12 protein-coding genes are annotated in these 18,617 nt (G+C 51.8%); 4 read left to right on the top strand and 8 right to left on the bottom strand.

All coding sequences use genetic code 11. From position 1 onward, the window contains the following. Positions 1 to 152: 152 nt before the first annotated feature. Both ACQ4MZ_RS14895 and ACQ4MZ_RS14890 read left to right on the top strand, forming a co-directional pair. Entirely contained in the window at positions 153 to 998 is an 846-nt protein-coding gene (locus tag ACQ4MZ_RS14895) for an aldo/keto reductase (RefSeq protein ID WP_430845866.1), read from the top strand. Positions 999 to 1,000: 2 nt separating this feature from the next. After that, positions 1,001 to 1,750 (top strand): SDR family NAD(P)-dependent oxidoreductase, encoded by a 750-nt coding sequence (locus ACQ4MZ_RS14890; protein WP_430845865.1) that lies wholly within the window; start codon positions 1,001 to 1,003, stop codon positions 1,748 to 1,750. Positions 1,751 to 1,753: 3 nt separating this feature from the next. Here the strand turns inward: ACQ4MZ_RS14890 and ACQ4MZ_RS14885 are convergent, their stop codons facing one another. The 3 genes from ACQ4MZ_RS14885 to ACQ4MZ_RS14875 all read right to left on the bottom strand — a co-directional run bounded on the left by ACQ4MZ_RS14885 (position 1,754) and on the right by ACQ4MZ_RS14875 (position 5,263). Beyond that, complete coding sequence (locus ACQ4MZ_RS14885; protein WP_430845864.1) at positions 1,754 to 3,109, bottom strand: amidohydrolase family protein; 1,356 nt, start codon at positions 3,107 to 3,109, stop codon at positions 1,754 to 1,756. 44 nt (positions 3,110 to 3,153) lie between these two features. Further along, entirely contained in the window at positions 3,154 to 4,317 is a 1,164-nt protein-coding gene (locus ACQ4MZ_RS14880; protein WP_430845863.1) for a Gfo/Idh/MocA family protein, read from the bottom strand. A gap of 118 nt (positions 4,318 to 4,435) precedes the next feature. Further along, positions 4,436 to 5,263, bottom strand: coding sequence for a DUF481 domain-containing protein (locus ACQ4MZ_RS14875; RefSeq protein WP_430845862.1), 828 nt, complete (start codon positions 5,261 to 5,263; stop codon positions 4,436 to 4,438). A gap of 58 nt (positions 5,264 to 5,321) precedes the next feature. Between ACQ4MZ_RS14875 and ACQ4MZ_RS14870 the strand changes: the two genes are divergently transcribed. Then, complete coding sequence (locus ACQ4MZ_RS14870) at positions 5,322 to 8,723, top strand: SNF2-related protein (RefSeq protein ID WP_430845861.1); 3,402 nt, start codon at positions 5,322 to 5,324, stop codon at positions 8,721 to 8,723. Here the strand turns inward: ACQ4MZ_RS14870 and ACQ4MZ_RS14865 are convergent. From ACQ4MZ_RS14865 to ACQ4MZ_RS14850, 4 genes are read right to left on the bottom strand one after another with little or no spacing between them, the layout of a single operon-like run. Further along, positions 8,720 to 9,862 carry a glycoside hydrolase family 18 protein gene (locus ACQ4MZ_RS14865; RefSeq protein ID WP_430845860.1) on the bottom strand — a complete coding sequence of 381 codons (1,143 nt, stop codon included), beginning with the start codon at positions 9,860 to 9,862 and terminating at the stop codon, positions 8,720 to 8,722. The genes ACQ4MZ_RS14870 and ACQ4MZ_RS14865 overlap by 4 nt on opposite strands. Positions 9,863 to 9,892: 30 nt before the next feature. After that, positions 9,893 to 11,350 carry a fibronectin type III domain-containing protein gene (locus tag ACQ4MZ_RS14860; RefSeq protein ID WP_430845859.1) on the bottom strand — a complete coding sequence of 486 codons (1,458 nt, stop codon included), beginning with the start codon at positions 11,348 to 11,350 and terminating at the stop codon, positions 9,893 to 9,895. Positions 11,351 to 11,405: 55 nt separating this feature from the next. Then, the gene (locus ACQ4MZ_RS14855; RefSeq protein WP_430845858.1) at positions 11,406 to 12,308 is read right to left on the bottom strand and encodes a magnesium transporter CorA family protein; all 903 of its coding nucleotides are present in this window, start codon (positions 12,306 to 12,308) and stop codon (positions 11,406 to 11,408) included. A gap of 45 nt (positions 12,309 to 12,353) precedes the next feature. Beyond that, positions 12,354 to 13,625 (bottom strand): NAD(P)/FAD-dependent oxidoreductase, encoded by a 1,272-nt coding sequence (locus ACQ4MZ_RS14850; protein WP_430845857.1) that lies wholly within the window; start codon positions 13,623 to 13,625, stop codon positions 12,354 to 12,356. Between the two features lie 231 nt (positions 13,626 to 13,856). Here ACQ4MZ_RS14850 and ACQ4MZ_RS14845 point away from each other — a divergent pair, with 231 nt between their 5' ends. Next, a complete protein-coding gene (locus ACQ4MZ_RS14845; RefSeq protein ID WP_430845856.1) occupies positions 13,857 to 14,714 on the top strand; it encodes an SDR family oxidoreductase in 858 nt (285 codons plus the stop codon). On the opposite strand, the gene ACQ4MZ_RS14840 is transcribed toward ACQ4MZ_RS14845, so the two are convergent. After that, positions 14,711 to 18,589 (bottom strand): PAS domain S-box protein, encoded by a 3,879-nt coding sequence (locus tag ACQ4MZ_RS14840; RefSeq protein WP_430845855.1) that lies wholly within the window; start codon positions 18,587 to 18,589, stop codon positions 14,711 to 14,713. The genes ACQ4MZ_RS14845 and ACQ4MZ_RS14840 overlap by 4 nt on opposite strands. Positions 18,590 to 18,617 lie beyond the last annotated feature (28 nt).

Raw genomic sequence — 18,617 nt, 5'->3', positions numbered from 1 at the left:
ACCGTGCCAAAGTTTTCGGGCCGATGGCCTCCTACTAGTCCTGGCGTGACATTTGCTTTCTGAAAAATGAGTATGCCACATCCCCCTCCTTCCTTGAATGAAAAGCAACTTTCGACAGTTTCCTATGAAGTGACTTTTAACTGCAAATCAATATGAATAATGATCGTCAACATGCCGCTACTTTCAGAATCGGCGGAGAAATAGAGATTAACCGTCTGGGATATGGCGGAATGCAGCTTACCGGCCAGGGAGTTTGGGGAGACGCGCCCGACCGGGAGAATGCAAAGAAGGTGCTCCGCGCCGCGGTTGAAGCAGGCGTCAATTTCATCGATACTGCGGATTCCTACGGGCCATATACCAATGAAACACTCATTGCCGATGCGCTTTCTCCCTATCCCAAAGACCTGCTCATTGCCACCAAAGGCGGCTTTGAGCGCACCGGCCCGAACCAGTGGCGTGTGAATGGCCATCCTGAGCACATCCGCCAGGCCATTGACGGAAGCCTCAAAAGATTGAAAAAAGATGTGATAGACCTGTGGCAGCTGCACCGCATCGACTCGCGCTTCCCGGTCGAGGAAACGCTTGGCCCGGTAGTAGATGCTGTGAAAGCGGGCAAAATACGGCACGTCGGATTATCGGAAGTGGATGTGGATCAAGTCAAACAGGCGGAGAAAACAATACCGATCGTCTCGGTTCAAAACCTGTACAACCTGGGCAACCGGCGATGGGAAGACGTACTGGATTATACCCTGGCGCGTGGAATGGCCTTTATCCCGTGGTACCCACTTGCGTCGGGACCCGAAAAGTTGAAACACAAAATTTCAGGGATTGCCGAGAAACACCACGCCACCACCGCGCAGATCGCGTTGGCCTGGCTACTCCAACGCGCCCCGAATATCCTGCTGATCCCGGGCACCAGCTCGTTGAAACATTTGGAAGAAAATCTGCAGGGAGGAAACATCCGGTTATCCGAAGCAGATTTCAAAGCATTATCCTGATCATGAACGACTATCAAAACAAAGTAGTAATCGTAACCGGTGCCGGAAACGGCATCGGCAGCGTGATAGCTACCCATTACGCCCGAAAAGGGGCAAGCGTAGCATTATGGGACCGCGACCCAAAAGGGTTGCGGACTATCCAGGAAGCATTCGAACAGGAAGGCCTCATGTGCAGTTCTCTGGTTATCGATTTGACCAATCCCGACGAAATCGTGACGGGTATCGAGCAGGTAAAGGCAACATCTGGAAGAATAGACGTATTGATCAACAATGCGGGCCTGGGCCGCACAAAATCCCCTTATGACCTTGGCGTGGATGATTGGGACTATGTATTAAACACCAACCTGCGGGGCAGCTTTCTCTGCGCGCGGGAGGCTGCGAGAGTGATGCGTGCGCAGGGCAAAGGCGCGATCGTGAACATTGCGTCCACGCGCGCGCTCATGTCTGAGCCGAACACGGAGGCGTATGCGGCTTCGAAAGGCGGTATCCTGGCATTGACACACGCATTGGCTATCTCGCTCGGCCCCGACCACATTACTGTGAATGCGATCAGCCCCGGATGGATCGAAACGGGGGATTACAGCCAGTTAAAAGCCTCGGATCACGCCCACCACCCGGCTGGCCGTGTTGGTAAGCCCGATGACATTGCCAGAGCGTGCCTGTATCTGACCAATCCTGAAAATGATTTCATCACCGGTGCCAATCTGATCATAGACGGCGGCATGACCCGCAAAATGATTTACGAAGAATAGCAGCTATTTTTCAATCTTTTTCAGCTCGCTGTCCAGGAAACTTTTCGGCAGCCATTTCGTACCGATCATCACACCTTCGATGGTTTTGGTATTGCCGATGTTCTCCAGCGGATTGGCGGCAAGCAGTACCAGATCGGACACATTACCGGCCTTGATGGAACCTGAATTGGGTTTGTTTAAGTAACTCGCCACGTTCACGGTACCCGTTTTCAATGCCTCGTAGGGCGTCAGCCCGGCGTCTACGAGGTATTTCAATTCATGATGGGTAGCAAACCCGGGTACATTCAGTACCTGCGGAGCGTCGCAGCCAAGCATGAGCTGCACGCCTCCCTTTTGGCAAGCCAGGATCAACTTGCGGCGGATGTTCACAAATGCCTCCGCCCGCTCCTTGTTGAATTTGGGATTATTGACATAACTGCTTTTCGCATTCAACCAGTTCTTCTTTTCTTCGGCGGTCATATATTTCCATTCCGGATCATTTTCATAAGCAGAAGCAGGCAGCGGCGAAAGCCAGCGTTCAGCAATGGCCTGCGTGGGTACTACCCGGATATTTTTGTCCTTCAAGCCTTTGATCAATTTAGGGATGCGGGTCGTGTCGGCGGCATAGGCGATCCAGGTCCCGAAAAGGCCGGTTTCCTGCTCGGCCAGCGTGTCAGTACCGGGCACGATGGCTTCCACGAATCCGTCGAGATGATCGATCGAAGAATAACCCGCATCGATCGCAGCCCAGACACCGACGGCAAATGAAACGTGGCCAACCATGCCGATACCAAGCTCTTTGGAGGTTTTGGCAATGCCGGGGAAGGTTTCCTTCGTAAGCCCGGGCAGCAGTTTCAGGTAATCGTACCCTGCCGCCTTTTCTTCCTTCACCATTTCAATGCCCCGGGCGGCTGTTTTCACAGTTTGTCCGCTAAATGCCGGGCCGGTAGTATAGAAATTCGGTCCCAGCACTTCCCCGCTCCGCACTTTCTCGCGCAGTTCGAGGTGTTTGGCATTGCCAAGCATTCCGCGGATAGTCGTAATGCCGTTGGCGAGGTAGAGCGTCAGAACATCCTTCATCGGCCCGAAATCGTCAATCGCGGGCACATGGGCATGCATTTCCGACCAACCTGGCACCAGGTATTTACCTTTGGCATCCACCACCAATGCATTTACGGCAGGCTTCGCGTTACTGCCAATGGAAATAATTTTTCCGTTCCTGACCACTACTGTCTGATCCTTCAAAACCGTCTCGCGGTCCATCGGGATCACATTCACCGATTTGAAGACAATATCACGGTCGACGTTACTGACGGGACCTTGCGCAAAGACAGCATGGGCGCCCATTAATCCGAAAATGAAAATCAGTCTGCGTATCATAGTTTGTGAAGTGTTTAAAAGTGATCAGGAACAGGATCGTTGCACTAGCTCACCATCGAAACATTCTGCGCGTTCTTCTGCGCTTTCAGGCACAGTTCCGTCGCCAGGAAGCAATGCTCCTGCGACATGGCCGTTTCGGTGCGGTTGAGCACGTCATCCACCAGCTGGCGGCCATAAGGCAGCTCCACCTGGCTGCAATCGACGTAGGTTGTTTCTTTATTATTTACCACAAAAAGATGATTCCCGCCTTCGCGGCCGCCGATGTCGATATTCTTGCGGATCTCGATAAAGCCTTCGGTACCGAGCACTGTAAGGCGTCCGTCGCCCCAGGTTTTCAGGCCGTCGGGCGAGAACCAATCTACACGGATATAACCCGCGCCCCCGTTGCCGCGCAACATGGCATCGCCGAAGTCCTCAAATTTGGGATACTGCGGGTGATTGACGTTACCTACTTGCGAGGCTACTACCTGCGCTTTGGTGGAGTTGGTAAAAAACAAATACTGGTCAAACTGATGCGAAGCAATATCGCATATGATACCGCCGAAGCGCTTTTTGTCAAAAAACCACTCGGGGCGCGTGTTCGCATTCATTCGGTGCGGCCCCAGGCCGATCGTCTGCACCACTTTACCTATAATGCCTTCTTTAATGAGCTCTCCGGCCTTCACGGTAGCGCGGTTTTCGAGGCGCTCGCTGTACATGATCGAATAAATGCGCTTGGTTTCTTTCTGCACTTTGCGCACCTCTGCGAGCTGTTCGAGGGTGGTAAGGCCCGGTTTGTCTACCATATAATCCTTGCCAGCCTTCATCACGCGTACGCCCAGGGGCCCGCGCTCATCAGGTATGCCCGAGCTGAGCACGAGTTGAATCGATTTGTCGTCGAGGATTTCCGCCTCCGATTTAGCTTGCTTTGCATTCGGATAGCGTTTGGCAAATGCGGCGGCGAGGTCCGCTTCTTTGGCAAAAAACGAAACCAGCTCCCCACCGCCACGCGTTACCGCCTCCACTTGTCCGTAAATATGGCCGTGGTTCATTCCGATCACCGCAAACTTGATTCGGGACGGTGCTACCGGTATAAAGGGCTGCTCGGCCACGACGGTCTTGATGGACCCGTATGCATTGGGGGTCAGTTGCGGAAACATCGCCAGGCCGGCGGCTGAATAAAGCGAATTGCGCAGGAAGTCACGGCGATTGTCCTGTTGGTCTCTCATTGCTCGATTGGGAATGTAGTGAATACTTAATAAAGCACATTTTGGACAGATATAATGTGCTGGTGATATGGACAATATTCTACGCCTCTCTCCCTGACAACCGCGGTACCGGAATCGTCTATTTATTTCCTACCGAAATCCCAAAAGTAATGCGCGAATCGGTCCGCTTGCGGCCAACCTCCACCACGCTCTCGTAGGAGTTTTCAAAACTTGTCCGCAGCGTGACCCATTTGTTGAGCGGCATTTCAGCCGAAAGGATCGTATTCCAACGCATATTCGACAGGTCGTTCAAAGCCGGTTGAATGAATGTGAGGTGATTGAACCGGAATTTATCCGATAAAAATGAATGCTTCCCTTTGATGCGGAACGAGTTCCGGACGGTTGTTACAGTTGCTTTTTCAAAAAAGTTGGTCGATTCGTAGAGCAGCGCGTCGGTAAGGCTCAGGTCGTGCGACTTGGTTCTGATCACCCGGTAGCCTATCCCCGCACCGGCCATTTGCCGCAGATCGATCCGGCGCAGATTGCTGGTTTCCAATGCGGCCAGACCGAAAACATAGGTTTTGCGTTTTTTAAAAACATCCACAAAAAGATCCACATAACTGTCGCGCTCGGCAAGGACGCCATTCTGCTTTCCGTAGGTAAACCGGGGATTGGTGGCAATGTTGATCACCGGCCCGCTGAAAATCAATTCGGCGCGCAGGACCATCAGGCTCCGGTTGACATTCCCCCTCGTAAAATTGCCGTCGCCGATGAGCCGGTATCGAATCGTGTCGATGAGCACGCGGGGCGGTAATACAGCAGTGTCGGGTTTCGGAGCGGCGACCGAATCGGCCGGAAGAACTTTCAAAGTATCGGTTTTAACATCCTGCGCCCATGCAGGGGCAGTTATCAGCAGCATAACAAGAACGGCAAGCGGGAAGAAACGGAAGCAGATCAGATTTTTCATTAACGCAAATTTTGCAAAATAATGGTGCCAAACGTAACCGCAGTTGTTAATTTGCCTTATGAAAAAGAATGAACCAGCCGTGGCGGCCGCACCGAGCCAGCATAACTATATTTTCCTGGATTTTAACCTCGCAGAGCTCTCCACGACGCACATTCTCAACCACAGCGCCGACATGCCCGCTACCGAGCGCCGGGGCTATTTCGAAATCCAGCCCGACGATATGGTGGTGGATTATGCCGCATTCCGGATTCAATGGGGCGGCGAGGCTTTCAAGGTGGTGGTGAAGCAGAACGACCGCATGGTGAACCTCTACTGCGAATGCACCCGTCCCAAACGCAAGCTTTGCGAACACCAGGTGCAGGTGCTGTACAACATTATGAACCGCAGGGATTTCCGCGCGTTTTTCGACAAAAACATCCGCAACGACCGCCTGCGCGCCCTCGCCGCCGACTACGGCATGGAAGCCGAACCCGATCTGAACCAATACTTTACGATCGAATACGTCAACCGCGAGTTGCGCGTGCTGCCGCTCATCAAGGAGCTTATCCCGATCAACCAGGCCGCTGTTTCGGCTATGCAGGACCAGCTTTTTTCGGATCCTGCGCGGCATTTACCCGAGGCCAAATCTGCCGACGCCAATACCCGTACCATCGTCGCGATCGGTCTTAACAAGTATTACGACCACTTTTATCTGGAAATGTACGACGCGCCGGTAACACGGGAAGGCAAGCTGAAAAACCCGTTTGTGCAGCTCAATCCATTGGAGCAGCTCTGGAAAACCCAGGACCACGACCTGTCGCGGTTTTACACGGCCATTGCGTCGTTCAGCAATAATTTCAGGAAGAAAAACCCGGAAACCGACCTCGCCGGCCTGCGTGCGGTGCTCAAAAATCCCGACAAACTGGATTTTTACTACCATAGCCAGCTGATATCCGACAATATAAATGCAGGCTCGCTGGTGCCCGTGAAACTCGCCCAGTCGGACGTCGATGTGCATTTGACGATCGATAAAAAGGACCCGTTTTTCCGCATTTCCGGGCAGTTGATCATTGATAGTGTTCACCTCGATCTTGAAAATGTAGAGATCCGCTACGATTATTTCGTATTATACAAAGATTCGCTGCATCTGATTGAAAGCGAAGACATACTGAAAGTGTTACACTTTTTCAGACAGCACAACCAGCGCATTTACATCCATGAAACCAAATTCGAGGATTTCCGCCAGAACCTGCTCGCCAAACTTCCCCCGCGCATACGCATATCCTACACGTACGTAAAGCCCGCTACGCCGGCGCAACGCGAGGAACAGGGCTTTGATGGACGCGTGGAAAAGATCATTTATCTGGAAGATTTTGGCAATTACGTGCTCATCACGCCGGTTGTAAAGTATGGCAACGTGGAAGTGCCGCTGTACACGAAAAACGACATTTATTCTGTCGACGGACATGGCAACCCGTTCATTGTGAAGCGTGACCAGGAAGAGGAGCTCCGCTACATGGCCGCCATGATGCGCCAGCACCCGGATTTCGAGTACCAGCTTACAGAAGGCATCGAGGATAAGCATTTCTTTTACCTGCACCGAGCCCGATTCCTGGACGAAAACTGGTTCCCCGACGCATTCGACGAATGGAAAAACCAGGGCATTACGATCCTCGGCTTCAACCAACTCACCAAAAACCGGTTGAATGTAAACAAGGCAAAGGTTTCGATCCACGTCAACAGCGGCATCAACTGGTTCAATACCACGGCTACCGTACAGTTCGGGTCGCAGAAAGTGACGCTTAAAAACCTGCATAAGGCTGCTAAAAACCGCAACAAGTACGTAGAGCTGAGCGACGGAACATTGGGTATTTTACCGGAACAATGGCTCGAAAAATTTGCCAGGTACTTCGAAGTCGGCGAGATCGTGGGCGAGGAAATCCACACGCCGAAAATCAGCTTCGCGGCGGTGCATGATATGTACGACGCCGAAATGCTCGACCGCGAGGCGCGGGAGCAGATCGCGTTTTACGAATCCAAATTCACGGATTTCGACTCGATCAAGCCGGTGCCGGTGCCCAAAAGGCTGAAAGCGAGCCTGCGGGGCTACCAGAAACAGGGCCTCAACTGGCTCAATTTTCTCGACGATTTCAATTTCGGCGGATGCCTGGCGGACGATATGGGTTTGGGTAAAACTTTGCAGATCATCGCATTCATTTTGTTGCAAAGAAAAAAACAGATACGGAACACAAACCTGGTCATCGTTCCCACTTCACTGGTTTTCAACTGGCAGGCCGAGGTCACCAGGTTCGCACCGGACATTCGGATGCTTACCATTTACGGTGCCGACCGCGTAAAGGATATTACCGATTTCGACAATTATGAAATAATACTAACCTCTTACGGTACGCTGCTTTCGGACGTGAATTTTTTAAAGAAATACCATTTCAACTACATCATCCTCGACGAGTCGCAAGCCATCAAAAATCCTGAATCTCAGCGCTACAAAGCTGTGAGGCTGCTGCATGCGCGCAACCGCATTGTGATGACCGGTACGCCGGTGGAGAATAATACCTTTGACTTGTACGGGCAGCTTTCGTTCGCCTGTCCCGGCCTGTTGGGCAACAAAACGCAGTTTCGTAACCATTTCTCGGCGCCGATTGACCGTTTCAAGGATGCCGAGCGGGCCGCGGAGCTCCAAAAGCGGGTGAATCCGTTTATCCTGCGGCGCACCAAGCAGCAGGTGGCGTCGGAACTTCCGGAAAAAACGGAAATGGTGATCTACTGTGAAATGGGCGAAGAACAGCGGCGCGTATATAATGCCTACGAACTGGAATTCTACACTTACCTCAATACCACCAGCGAAGGCGATATCAAGCGCTCCCAATTACATGTGCTGCAAGGGCTTACCAAGCTGCGCCAGATATGCGATTCGCCCGCATTGCTTCGCGACGAAAAGTTTTACGGCAATGCATCGGCCAAAATCGACACGCTTGTGGAGCAGATCGAAAACAAAGCACCCGAGCATAAGATCCTGATTTTCTCACAGTTCGTCTCCATGCTCGACCTTATCCGGCCCGAACTGGAAAATCGCGGTATCGGGTACGAGTACCTTACCGGCCAGTCGCGGGACAGGGCAGCGAGGGTGGAAAGCTTCCAAACCAACCCCGACGTACGCGTTTTCCTGATTTCGCTGAAAGCCGGCGGTACCGGCCTCAACCTCACCGAAGCCGATTACGTGTACCTGATCGATCCATGGTGGAACCCGGCCGTTGAAAACCAGGCCATCGACCGTTCACACCGCATCGGGCAGGACAAGCATGTGATCGCCGTGCGGCTCATCTGCCCCGACACGATCGAAGAAAAAATCATGGAATTGCAGGAGACGAAGAAGGACCTGGCCAATGATCTGATCAAAACAGATTCCGATATTCTGAAGTCACTGACCAGGGACGATCTGCTGCAGCTGGTAGCGCGCTAGTCGAGGTTTTTGTCGATTTCGTTGATCAGGTATTCTTTCGGGTCATTGAAATACTCCCAGAAGAATATGCCCGCGAGCTTGTTCTTTTTCACATACTTGCATTTCCCTTTGACCGACTTTTCATCTTCGTAGGTGATAAGCACTTTAGTGGAATCGTTGAACAGGTACGGCGCTTTGGCCTTTTTGTCATAGTATTTTTTGTAGCCATTCTGGTCGATAATGGTGTCTTTCAGCTTGGTATAACCGCCTCCTTGCACGGATTTCACGCGTTTTGTGCCTAATCCATGATTATCAACTGTTTCGGCTTCCCAACCTTTGCCGTAGAAGGCCGCTCCGAGCCCGATCTTGCCCGCAGGTACACCCGCTGCAATAAAATTCTTCACCGAGCGATCGGCGGATGAGCCTTCGCCGGACGAATCGTAGTCATACAAGTTGGTATGGTGCCCCACCGTGCCATTCCGGCCGCCATAATCGTAGGTCATGATCAGCACATAGTCGAGGTGCACCTGCGCGAGAGCCATTTCAGTGTGCTCGATAAATGATTTCGAGCCGCCCACTGCGGTGGTAAGCAGGTATTTTTTCCCCTTTTCTTTTTCGAGCAAATTCAGTTCATCGCGCAATGCTTTGAACATCAGCGTAAAATTCTGTTTGTCCTCCGGCCGGAAGATATTGCCTTCCTCGCCGCGCATACCGGGATATTCCCAGTCGATGTCCACGCCGTCGAGGTCGTACTCGCGCACGATGTCGACACTGGATTTTGCAAATTTCAAACGGGAAGATTCGGTCAGCACGGCGTCCGAAAAGTTTTCGCTCCACGCCCATCCGCCGATCGAGATGATAACTTTCAGGTCCGGGTTTTTCTTTTTAAGTCCATTCAGCTTCCTGAAATTGATGGAATCGGTGGCGAGGTTGGTAAGGACTGCCATGCTATCCTGCACATTGACAAATGCATAGTTGATGTGCGTCAGCTTTTCAGCATCTATTTCCTCCACATTCACGAGCCCGCGGAACCCGCCTACGTAGGCGTTCACAATATATTTTTTCTTTTTTTGCGCCGAAACAGCGCCGGAAATGAGCAGGCACAGGGCAAGGGCTATGCAAGAGAAGCCCGAAAACGGCTTCAAAGAACAGCATTTCATAGAGGTCAGTAAATTTAGGTTCAGGATATATCAATAAAGGAATATTCGCTTCGATATTACTTCCTTGCCCATATCGGTTACAACCACATAAATGCCCGCCGGAAGCCGACTAAGGTCAACGCGTCCCTCCTGCCTGACTTTCTTCACATTATGAACCTGCCCCGCAAGATCATAAACAGATACCTTCGCCTCTGCGGCCCCGTTAAGATCGACAACAAGCGTCCGACCTGTCATATAAATCAAATACCGCGCTTGCGGGGTCTCCACCGCCGTGATGATCGAAGCGGCGCGCACGATCGCCAGCAAGCTGTAAGGCGATTCTCCCCCTGCATTCACGGCCTTAATGCGGTAAAAATAGTCGGCAGCTTCGAGCTCTGTCCGGTCCTCGTATTGCAGCACGGTCGCAGCTACTTTGCCTATCGGGACAAAGTTACCCTCACCTTTCGCACGTTCGATGACGATTTCGGTTGCATTGGCGGACGGTTTCGCCCAGCGCAGCTGGATCAGGTCCGGGGCGGTAGGAACCGCTGTCAGATTTGCAGGCGCATCAGGCACCGGAATATTCTGCGTGGTAGCAGAACCGGTATTGCTATATGCCGAAGGCCCGACCGCATTGACGGCCCGTACCCGGAAGGAATAACCAGTCGCAGCCAACAGACCAGAGCTCTGGTAGCTGGTCACATTAGCGGCCAGGTCGGCGATTTTGGTAAAAGTAGTCCCGTTCTGCGAGCGCTCTACCTGGTAACCACTCTCATTGCTGGCATTATCGGTCCATTTCAAATTTATTTGCGAAGCTGAAATTGCTGTGGCCGTCAGGCCCGAAGGCGCATTGGGCACTACGTCACGTGTGGTCGCATTCGCAATATTGGAATAGCCCGATTTCCCGGCGGTGTTCTTCGCAAGTACGCGGTACCAGTAGCGTGTTGCCGGTGCCAGACCCGTGTGCTGGTAGGTCGTTACGTTAGCCCCGAGGTCGGCGATTTTGGTAAATGACAATGCGTCCGTTGAGCGTTCGAGCTCAAACCCGGTTTCATCGTTCGCATTATCCGTCCAGCTCACATTAATTTGTGTGGAAGAGGCGCTATTGGCCACGAGAGCCGTCGGCGCTTTGGGAATCGTGATGACTACCAGTGTTGTAGCGTTGGCGACATTAGAATAGGCCGACGCTCCGGAAGCATTCCTGGCGCGCACGCGGTACCAGTATTTGGTGGCCGGTTTCAGCGACTTATCCTGATAAGCCATGGTATTGGCAGCCAGATCAGCTATTTTCACGAATTTCGTCCCGTCCGTAGATTGCTCTACCTCAAAACCCGTCTCGTCCGTGGCAAGGTCCAGCCACCCGAGGTTGATCTGGCTTGCGGAACCAGCTACCGCTACAAGCGTGGCGGGCGCCTTGGGAATGGCCGCAAGGGCACCGAATGGGCGTAAAAAGACAATGAAAACTAATGCTAACGACGAAAATGCGTGTCTGGTAAAGGTTCGGTTCATAGATTCGGGACAATAGGGAGGCAAAAATAGAGGTTAAATGCAATTATGCCACTTCTTACAACCATCCACGCCGTTTAAACCACACATAAATCCCGAAAGTGATCCCGCCCATCAGGATCATTACCGCCGGATAACCCCATTTCAGCCGCAATTCAGGCATAAAATCGAAGTTCATCCCGTAAATACCCACAATAAATGTGAGCGGCATAAAAAAGACCGAAAACACGGTGAGCACGCGCACGATCTCATTGGTTCGCTGGGAGGAAATCGAGAAGTAGACCATCACCAGGTGGTTCATGTTCTCAAATAGCGTGTCATAAATATTGTGCAGTTTCACGTACAAATCCCGTGTGTCGCGTGTATAGGTATTGGAATGGCCCGGCACATCTATCTTGTCTACAATTTCGTGGGAGAGCATCAGAATACGCCGCGTGACCTCCACCCTTCGTCTGAGGTAATACAAACCTTTCAAAAGCGACGCTTTACGTCTTTTGAGAAACATGTTTTCTTCATAGTACTCGATATCCTTCGTCAGTTTCAGCGACGGAGCCTCGTAGGTGGCAATGCAGCTTTTAATGATCTCGTTCACCAGGTGTACCGTATCCTCGCACGAATGCTGGTCAACCTGTTGCTTACGAATGACTTCCGGCGCGCCCCAATCCTTTTTATGCATGGTAATGACCCTGTCCTTCGTCATGAAAATCGCCAGCTTGTTGGTCAACTCGGCGACGGTATCCGCCTCAGTCCCGACTTCCTCGCTGTGCATCCTGAAAATAATGAATACATAAGTGCCTACATCCTCGTATTTTGGCAAATGGTCGGGTTGCAGCCAGTCTTTGATCGATGAGGCGTGTAACCCGTATTTTCCCCTGAGCAGCTTTAACTCCTCCTCATCGGGGGCCGTTACGTCGAGCCATTCGAAGGGGTATTGGGAGGGATCAGCAATTGTCTGGATCATAGAGAACTAAGACTGAAATTAACGACATTCAATTGACGGTTGCGGTCAATGTACCGGCTTTTCCGGTTTCGAATCGAGGATGAAGCGCAGGGACTGGTCCCGCGTGAAGAATGCGACCATCCAGTTGTAAAGAGTTTTCACCTGGTTCCGGTAGCGGATCAGCGAAAACAAATGTACCACGAGCCACAGAAAATAAGCGATAAAGCCCTTGAAATGCAAGCCCGGCAAGTCGGCCACCGCCTTGTTGACGCCGATGATCGCCATCGTGCCTTTATCTTTGTATTCAAATGCCTTCGGCGAGCGCCCCTCCTGCCATTGGGACAGGTTATATGCCAGGTTCCTCCCCTGTTGAATGGCTACCTGGGCGAGTTGGGGATGCCCACTCGGAAATTTTGCGTCGGCGGTCATCAGACACACATCCCCGATGGCAAAAATATCCTCAAAACCTTTCACTCGATTATAAGCGTCCACCAGTACACGCCGGCCCTTGCCGAAAACTTCCTCGGGCAAGCCGGGCAATGCGGTAGCGGTCACACCTGAGGTCCAGATCAACGTTTCGGTTTCGATGGTGTTGCCGTTGGCAAATGTGACGATTCCGTTGTTATAATCCTTCACCGCGTGATCCAGCAGCACCTGTATTCCCAGCCCACGAAGTTCCGCAAGCGTTTCCTCCTGCGATTTTTTGCTCATTGGATTCAATACCACGGGCAGCGCATCTACGAGGTAGATTTGCACTTCTTCCCTTTTCAATTCGGGATAATCCTTTTTGAAAATACTCTTATGCATTTCCGCCAGCATTCCCGATACTTCCACGCCGGTCGGGCCTGCACCGGCCACCACAATAGAAAGCAGCTTTCTGCGGACAGCAGCGTCGGTCTCTTTGGTGGCTTGTTCTTTCAATCTGAGAATATGATTCCGCAATGCGAGCGCGTCCTGCACGGTTTTCATGGGTACCGCATTTTTCCGCACATTCTCCATGCCAAAATAGTTGCTTTCGGTACCAGTCGCGAATACGAGGTAGTCGTAGTTGATATCGCCGCTTTCGGTCGCTATTTTCTTTTCTTCCGGAAAAACCCTTTCAAAGCCTCCCAGACTGAACCGGAGATTGGGCTTGTCCTGAAAAAACTTGCGGAACGGATAGCTGATGTTGGAAGCTTCCAGAAAACCGGTCGCCACCTGGTACAGCAATGGCGGGAAGAAATTGTAGTTGTTCTTATCCACCAGCACAATTTGAAACGATTTATTCCGGGATAGCTTCTGGGCAAGGTTAATACCTCCGAAACCTCCGCCTACGATCACCACCTTTTTAGAATCCATAGCACGATACGTTTGCCGGCCGGCATTTGCGGCCACATCGCGTGGCTTGCATTAATAACCATGCCGACCACCTTTCGAAGCATCAAAACAGACCTTTGCGGCCCAAACGCATACACTCCACTGTGAAAATCTTTACTCATTTGCCAACATCAGGCCGTGCTTTCCGCCCGCGCCAGCCATTGGCATATCCTTTTTGACAATGCGCCGCATCCACAAAAACAATTAAGCATTATGAGCTTCGAGATAGACACCCGCGGGCAGACGCAAAGCGCGCAGCCCGGCATAGAAGAGGTTATGGATCCGGCACCGGTCGTGATTCGCGAAAACTACCGTGGCAGCGGCAAACTGAAAGGTAAAACAGCCCTCATTACAGGAGGCGACAGTGGCATAGGCCGCTCGGTAGCGGTGCATTTCGCGCGCGAAGGCGCGGACATTGCCATTGTGTACTTCGATGAAAATCAGGACGCTGCCGATACCAGGGCTATGGTGGAGGCCGAAGGAAGAAGTTGCCTGCTCATACAGGGAGACATCCGCAGCGAGGCGTTTTGTAGAGAGGCGGTAAGCCGTACGGTCAATGAATTCGGGAAACTGAATATCCTGGTCAACAATGCTGCAGAGCAGCATCCGCAGGAAAGCGTCGACCAGATTTCGCCAGATCAGTTGAGCGATACCTTTGCGACTAACATCTTCTCCTTTTTCTACTTCACGCAAGCCGCGTTGCCGCATTTGCAGCAGGGGGACACAGTTATCAATACTACTTCCGTTACGGCCTATCACGGCAGTCCGTCGTTGCTGGATTATTCATCCACCAAAGGCGCGATCGTCGCTTACACGCGGTCGCTGGCGGGAAATCTGGCCGAAAAGGGCATCCGGGTGAATGCGGTGGCGCCGGGGCCGATCTGGACACCGCTCATTCCCTCTACTTTTGATTCAGAGCGGGTAAAAAAATTCGGTAAAGACACCCCGTTCAAGCGCCCGGGGCAGCCTTGCGAGGTAGCCACTTGTTACGTGTTCCTGGCCAGTGAGGACGCCTCGTACATGAGCGGGCAGGTATTACACCCCAACGGCGGACAGGTGGTGAATGGTTAATCCGGCTTGTGAAGCCATTTGCGGACCGCCGCCTCGAGCGTGTCTTTCAAAACGGGTTTAGTGAGGTAATCGTCCATACCGGCCTCGATGCATTTCTCGCGCTCGCCTACCACGGTACCCGCTGTAAGCGCGATGATCGGCACGTGCGGGCTTCCCGCCTGCCTGATCTCGCGCGTGGCTTCATACCCGTTCATTTCCGGCATTTGAATGTCCATAAAAACGATGTCGGGGCTCGTTCTCAGGAATGCCTCGATCGCTTCCCGTCCGTTTGCTGCCTCGATCAACTCGCTGCCGGGCAATATTTTACCCAGCATCGATTTAACCAGCAGCATGTTGATCTTGTGGTCTTCCGCTATGAGTATTTTCACCTCTCCTGTTTCGTAAGGTTCTTGGGATAGTTTTTCCTGCGATACTGTTTTGGCGGGCTTTTCCGGAATTTTTGTTTTGAGTCCCAGATCGGACAGCGCATGAAAAAGCTGTTGTATTTTAACTGGTTTTACCAAAAAATGCCGGATATCCAACTCGTTCCCAAAAGCACTCAGCGCTTCCTCATCAAACGAATCGTTCAGCAATATGACGGGCTGCCGGCCGGCCTTGCCTTCCAGCTTTCGTAGCATCCGGATCGTCTCGATCCCGTCCCGCCCCGGCATCTGACAATCCATGAGTATCACGTCATATCCTTTACCCGTAACCAGCAGGTCATATGCCTCTTCGCCGCTGCGGACGTAATCCGCAGCGATCCGCTTGTTCGCCAGCATATCTTTCAAAATCTGCCCGTTGTGGATATTATCGTCGACCACCAGCACATTTTCGATCTGCTCCACATTCTCCCATTCAAACCGGTCTTCCCCTTCGATGGCGCGGAATGTAACGTCGAAAAAGAAGGTGCTGCCGTGTTCGAGCTTGCTCATTAATTGCAGGCGGCTGTCCATCAGCCCGAGGAGACTATTGGAAATGGTGAGGCCAAGCCCTGTACCTCCAAACCGCTTGGTGGTGGAGGAATCTTCCTGTGAAAATGCCTCGAAAATGCGACGCTGATTTTGAGGATCGATACCGATGCCCGTATCGCGGACCGAGAACCGGAATGTATAGTCAAGGCCGCTTACCTTTTGCAGAAGTTCTATTTTCAGCTCGATTTCCCCGCTGCTCGTGAATTTGACTGCATTGCTGAGCAAATTCACAAGGATTTGCCGCAGCCGCACGGAATCACACCAGACGAACTGCGGAATGTCGGCCGGGATGTTCAGCAGCATTTCCAGGTGTTTCTGCTGCGCCTGGTAAGTCACCATATCAGCTACTTGTCCGCAAACTTCCAGCAGATCGGTCTTCTCCGGAGTCAGTTCCAGTTTGCCGGCTTCAATTTTGGAAAAGTCGAGGATGTCGTTGATAATGTCCATCAGCGAATTGGCCGACTGAAAAACCATCGACATGTATTGCTGCTGGGTTTCGTCCAGATTGGTTTTCATCAGCAGATCGGTAAATCCAACCACACCATTCAGCGGTGTGCGGATTTCGTGGCTCATATTGGCCAGAAACTCTGATTTCAGTTTGCTGGCCGCTTCCGCATGTTCCCGGGCTTCGAGCAGTTCGAGTTCCGCGCGCTTCCGGAGGGTAATATCGCGGATCACCGCCTGGATAATCTCGGAGTCGTTGACCTTCATCAGGTTAAGCAAAACCTCGGCAATAAACGACTCCTTCGATTCGCCGAAACGCCTGTATTTCCACTCGAAACTGTGTGTGCCCTTTTCATAAACCATCTGCACATGCCTGTGACCCTCGCTTTTGTAGTCTTCCATGCCGATCTCGTTCAATCCCGACAAATCGCCCATCGGCATTTCCCTAAACATCTCGACGGAATCGATTCCAAACATTTTCAATGCGGCTTCATTACAGTCCAGGTAGCCCGTATGGTCAAAAAGGATTACCGCATCACTCGTGGAATCATACAAGGTCCGGAATTTGACTTCCGAATTCTTGATATCCATCTCCGCCTGTTTGCGGTGCGTGATATCCTGAAACGCCCCGTAAACACGAACGCACACGCCGTCTACCATTTCGGCCTTCCCGATCGACCTGACCCACAACTCGTTCCCTTTTGCCGTTACCAACTGCAACTCGCTGTCCCAGGGCGTTCCATAGGCCAGCCCCTCGGCCACAGCCCTGGTGATAACCTCCCTGCTATGTCCTTCTTTATAAAAATGAATCGCGGTATCGGTATTCGGAACATAATCCGGTGGCACTTCATGGATTTCCTTGGTGGTAGGCGACCAGTAGAGCTCTCCCGTGCGTGCGTACAGCTCCCACCCTCCTACACGCGCAACACTGTTCGTCTGCTCCTGAATGTCCTTGATCCGCCTCAGCTCCTGGTCTGCCGCTTTACGGGCAGTAATATCCCTTTCGACGGCTATGAAATGGGTGCAGTTACCATAATCATCGAAAACAGGTGTCACTTTAAGGTCAACCCAGTAGCTCACCCCGGTTTTGGTATAGCAAAGCACTTCCTCCCGCACAACCTTCTTCTCTTTGCAATGCAGCAAAATTCGGTCGAGGGTATCGGGGTCGGTTTCAGGGCCTCGCAATAAAACCAGCGGGCTCATTCCTTTTATCTCCTTCCGCTCGTAACCGGTGTGCGTTTCATAGGCTTTATTAACCCATGTTATATACCCCTTACTGTCTGTTATAACAATATAGTCTGTCGTGTTGGAAGCGACGATAGCCAGCTCTTTAAGGCGCTCACGGGAGTTTCGCAGTTCGGTAATGTCGTGGCTTGTCAGAATGATTTCCTTGCTTACCGGATCGATATTGGCGCTGGTATTGCTCCACGACCACGATCCATCCTTGTGCCTGATCCGGTGCTCTACACCGCCCGGCACCGGTACACCGGTTTCGGCGGTAATGCGCAAGGCCTCGAAACAGATGTGGAAATCGTCAGGATGAATGAATTCGGTGAACGGCCTTCCGACAGTTTCTTCAATTGTATGTCCATACATCGACGTCCAGCTCGGCGATACATAACTGAAAATGCCAGCCGGGGAGATTGTGAACAGCACATCCTGCATATTGGATACGAGCACCGACAGATCTTCCTGTACTTTGAGCTGCTGGGTAATATCGTACCCGATGCATAATATCTCCTCAACTACCCCATTTTCGTCGGCAATGCCTGTGAATTCCCATTGCGTCGTTTTGACCCCGTCCAGCGACGAGTACTTCCGAAGGATTACCGGTTGAGGTATTCCCGGGTTAATAAAGCATTGCTCGCCCGCTTGCAGGCACTTTTCGATATCCTCCGGCACAATGTCGCCAAGAGATGATTTGCCAATGATCGCGTTTCTTTCCAGCCCGTAAAACTCACAGAAATGGTCGTTGACATATTTGTAGTTTCCTTCCAGATCAATACTCGTCACATAAATCGCATTGCTATTCAGGAAAGACTGATAGAGCTCGGTGCTGGTAACTAAACCTGGCAGTTCGGGCAACAGGTTATCGCGTCGGAAACCCGACAAAACGAGCCAACCATATGGTTCTGCATGTGCATAAATGGAGGTAACTGCCAACCGCAATGCCTGTACGTTATCACGAGAAAGTCTGACAATGCCATGGCGCGGCTCCTCGCTTTCGGGAAAACCCGCTAGAACATTCTTTATATGGAATGAAAAAGAAGCATTTTCAAAAAGTGAAGCAGGCACGTCGTTGCCCTGTTGAAAACCCGGGCCTGGCGCGATCGTTTGCTGCAATTTCTTGTCAGCCCAGTAATCGTCCGGCTTTGAATGCCTCCATATTAATAATCCGTCTGTGGCCGAGTCCTGGATAAAGTCAAAAATGCGCTCATCCTTTTGCAGCAGCTTCAATAGCTCCTTCCTCAGGTCATTCATTTTAAAAGAACTTACAATTAGAAACGTC

It is taken from the genome of Dyadobacter sp. BHUBP1, assembly GCF_050587785.1.
In the GTDB taxonomy this organism is placed as follows: Bacteria; Bacteroidota; Bacteroidia; order Cytophagales; family Spirosomataceae; genus Dyadobacter.
The sequence above is the reverse complement of the archived record's forward strand: the minus strand, read 5'-3'. Positions and strand labels throughout refer to the sequence as shown.